At 48.5% G+C, this 3,661-nt stretch carries 3 protein-coding genes; all 3 read right to left on the bottom strand.

The features are described 5' to 3' along the window. Positions 1-2: 2 nt before the first annotated feature. Genes B4H32_RS03760 through murG form a run of 3 tightly spaced genes read right to left on the bottom strand, consistent with a single transcriptional unit; the run spans position 3 to position 3,532 of the window. The gene (locus B4H32_RS03760; protein ID WP_004683549.1) at positions 3-929 is read right to left on the bottom strand and encodes a D-alanine--D-alanine ligase; all 927 of its coding nucleotides are present in this window, start codon (positions 927-929) and stop codon (positions 3-5) included. A gap of 46 nt (positions 930-975) precedes the next feature. After that, positions 976-2,421, bottom strand: a complete 1,446-nt coding sequence (murC, locus tag B4H32_RS03755; RefSeq protein ID WP_004683550.1) for a UDP-N-acetylmuramate--L-alanine ligase — start codon at positions 2,419-2,421, stop codon at positions 976-978. Positions 2,422-2,434: 13 nt separating this feature from the next. Beyond that, positions 2,435-3,532: an undecaprenyldiphospho-muramoylpentapeptide beta-N-acetylglucosaminyltransferase gene (gene murG, locus B4H32_RS03750; protein ID WP_010589235.1), complete on the bottom strand. Its 1,098-nt coding sequence runs from the start codon at positions 3,530-3,532 to the stop codon at positions 2,435-2,437. Between the last annotated feature and the right edge of the window lie 129 nt (positions 3,533-3,661).

The following is a 3,661-nucleotide window of genomic DNA, read 5'->3' as shown; positions in this document are numbered from 1 at the left end:
AATTAAGCCGACTTCGCCAGGGTTTGCTCTAGGATCGCAACACACAGTTGATCAAAACCATAGCCCACCGCCTGGGCCGCCTTAGGCACCAAAGAGTGGCTGGTCATGCCTGGTACGGTATTCACCTCCAGCAACCAGAAGTTTCCATCCTGGTCTTGCATGGCATCAATACGTCCCCAGCCCTCTGCACCAACCGCCTGAAACGCGCGCAGACAAAGCGCCTGTAGGCTTTTCTCCTCAGCCTCGCTTAAACCGCAAGGAATCCCATACTGCACATCATCACGCTGATATTTCGCCTCATAGTCATAAAAGGCAACATCTGCTGGCGGCTGCAAGCGAATCACGGGCAATGGCTGACCATTCAGGAATGAAATGGTAAATTCACGGCCTGTAATCCATTTTTCGGCCATCACCACCGCATCATGCTGTGTGGCTTTTTCAATTGCGTTGGCAAAATCCTCTGCTTTCTCAACCTTGCTCATACCGACACTTGAGCCTTCATGCACAGGCTTGATAATCACAGGCAGGCCTAAATCCGCGATCACCGCATCTAAGTCAGAATCCTTGGTGACGATGCGATAAGGCGCGGTTGGCAAGTCACTGCCCTGCCAGATCTGCTTGGTCTTGACCTTGTCCATGCCAATTGCGGAGCCCTGTACGCCAGTCCCCGTATATGGAATGTTTAGCCATTCTAGAACACCCTGAATCTGGCCATCCTCACCGCCACGGCCATGCAGCACAATAAAGGCACGGTCATAGCCAACCAGTTCCGTCACGCTACGATCCTGCGGGTCAAATGCCTCTGCCTGTACACCCGAACGCAGTAGCGCCTCTAAAACAGCCTGACCACTATCCAGTGACACAGCACGTTCAGCTGATTTCCCACCAAACAACACGGCAACTTTGCCGAATTTTGCAGCATTTGACACGTTTATATCCTTAAAACTGTAAAACTTTTAATATTCATAACACACATTATTTGGCATACAGGCGATGCTGGGCCAATTCTACCGAAATTGCGCCCACGTTACCCGCGCCTTGTGTTAATAACAGGTCATTTGCTTGTAACACTTTTTGTAAAACATTTGGCAAATTACCTTCAACGGGATCAACCAAAATCGGTTCAACTTCACCACGTAAACGAATACTGCGTGCTAAAGCACGGCTATCCGCACCCACAATCGGTTTTTCACCCGCTGGATAGACTTCCAGTAATAACAGTTGATCCACTTGCGATAACACATCGACAAAATCATCGAAACAGTCACGGGTACGGCTGAAACGGTGTGGCTGGAACATCATCACCAAGCGACGGTCTGGGTGGCTGGCACGGGCCGCCTTAATGGTTGCTTCAACCTCTTTTGGATGGTGGCCATAGTCATCCACCAACTTCACCAAACCCTCGCCAACTTCAAACTCACCCTGAACCTGGAAGCGACGGCCGACACCGCTAAAGCCCTCCAATGCGCGACAAATCGCTCCATCAGAAACGCCCTCATCAGTTGCCACACCAATAGCCGCCAATGCATTCAGGACATTATGCAGACCTGGCTGGTTGATGGTGACACGCAATGGCTCACGGTCTTTACGCAACACAGTAAAGTGCGACTGCATGCCATCCTGCACCACCTCAACCGCACGAATATCATTATCCTCACCAAAACCGTAGGTCAGGATTGGACGGCCAATACGCGGCAGAATCTCACGGATATTGGCATCATCACCACAGACCACCGCCAAGCCATAGAACGGCAGGTTATGCAAAAACTGGATGAACGTATCCTTTAACTTGTCAAAGCTACCCTCATAGGTATCCATGTGGTCGGCATCAATATTGGTGACAATCGCCGCCATTGGCTGTAAATACAGGAATGATGCATCCGACTCATCGGCTTCCGCCACAATAAAACGGCTTTCGCCCAGTGCCGCATTAACCCCTGTACTGTTTAGCAAACCGCCAATCACATAGGTTGGATCAAGGTTTTCCTCAGCCAGCATGGTGGTCAACAAGCTGGTGGTGGTGGTTTTACCATGTGTACCCGCAACCGCGATGCCATGACGGTAACGCATCAGTTCACCCAGCATTTCCGCACGGCGCACAATCGGGGTGCGTTGCTCAATGGCCGCCTTGATCTCTGGATTTTCAGGGTCGATTGCCGTTGAAACCACTAATACATTGGCATTCTTAATATTGTCGGCTGAATGCCCAATATAAACCTTGATGCCATTTGCTTCGAGATGCGTGGTGGTTTTGGATTCCTTAATGTCCGAACCCGAAATTTTATAGCCCTGATTTTTTAGGACTTCGGCAATACCACACATCCCTGCACCACCAATACCAACAAAGTGGATATGTTTAATACGGCGCATTTCTGGCACTTTAATCAGCTTTTTGGATTGGTTTGGATTTGTAGGAGACATAGATAAACTCGAATTACAATTTTTTAATCAGATCAACCACATGCTGAGTTGCATTCGGTTGTGCTTGTTGGCGTGCTTTAATTGCCATTTCAGACAGTAGTTGGCGATTTAATAATGTGGCTAACAATTCATCTAAAACAGCGGGTGTCATGTCTGCTTGTTGACAAATCTTCGCAGCGCCGACATTTGCTAAAAATTTCGCATTTGCAGTCTGGTGATCATCCACTGCGATAGGTAGCGGAACAAACACCGCAGCAAGACCTGCAGTTGCGACTTCTGTAACCGTTAATGCGCCAGCACGGCAAATAATTAAATCAGCATCACTGTAGGCTTTTGCCATATCATGAATAAATGGCTCAATCTGCACCTGTAGGCTTTTAGGCGCATCATGGTAGCGAACACGGGTTAAATCCTGCTGGTTCTGCCCACATTGGTGAAACACCTTTAAAGGAATATTCACCTTGCTTAACGCCTCAGGCAAACGCTCATTTAAAGCCTGCGCACCCAGAGACCCTCCGACAATCAGAACACTAAGGGGCTGCTGCTCCTGTTCACGGGTCTGATAACGCCATGATGGATTCAAAATCGCAGTAATCTCAGCACGCACAGGATTGCCTGTGGTCACCACTTTATCACTCGTTGGGAAAGTATTTGGAAAAGCCTGACAAACTGTTGTTGCGATACGAGCCAATTGCGTATTGGTAAATCCCGCAATGGCATTTTGCTCGTGAATCAGGATCGGAATCCCTAAGATACGTGCAGCCAAACCACCTGGTCCAGCCACATAGCCACCAAAGCCCGCCACCGCATCAACCTTGAGCTGCCGCATATAGCGCATCGCGCTCAGGGTCGCCTTGAGAATCTTGAAAGGTGCACTGAGTTTACGCAACAGGCCATTGCCACGCACACCCTGAATGTCAATTTGATAAATTGGAATATTTTGGTCTTTGAGTAACCGATTTTCCATACCTGTAGGCGTCGCAAGCCACGACACCTGACAGCCTTCCTGTTGAAGTTGTTTTGCAACAGCCAGTGCTGGAAAAACATGCCCACCTGTACCAGCGGCCATCATCATGACATGTTTGGGTTTGTTCTGCGGTGAATTGGTCACGGTCTAATTCTTCAACTCAAAAAAGAAAGTTATCGTCTATTGTTTTCGGAAGTTATTTTAATCGTAAAGCTTCATTCACGAAAAGCGAATTTCACCTGTTTACAACAGAAAGCCCCGCTTTTTTCAATT

It is taken from the genome of Acinetobacter sp. UBA2063, assembly GCF_002333245.1.
In the GTDB taxonomy this organism is placed as follows: Bacteria; Pseudomonadota; Gammaproteobacteria; order Pseudomonadales; family Moraxellaceae; genus Acinetobacter; species Acinetobacter parvus.
This window is presented reverse-complemented; position numbering and strand designations above follow the sequence as displayed.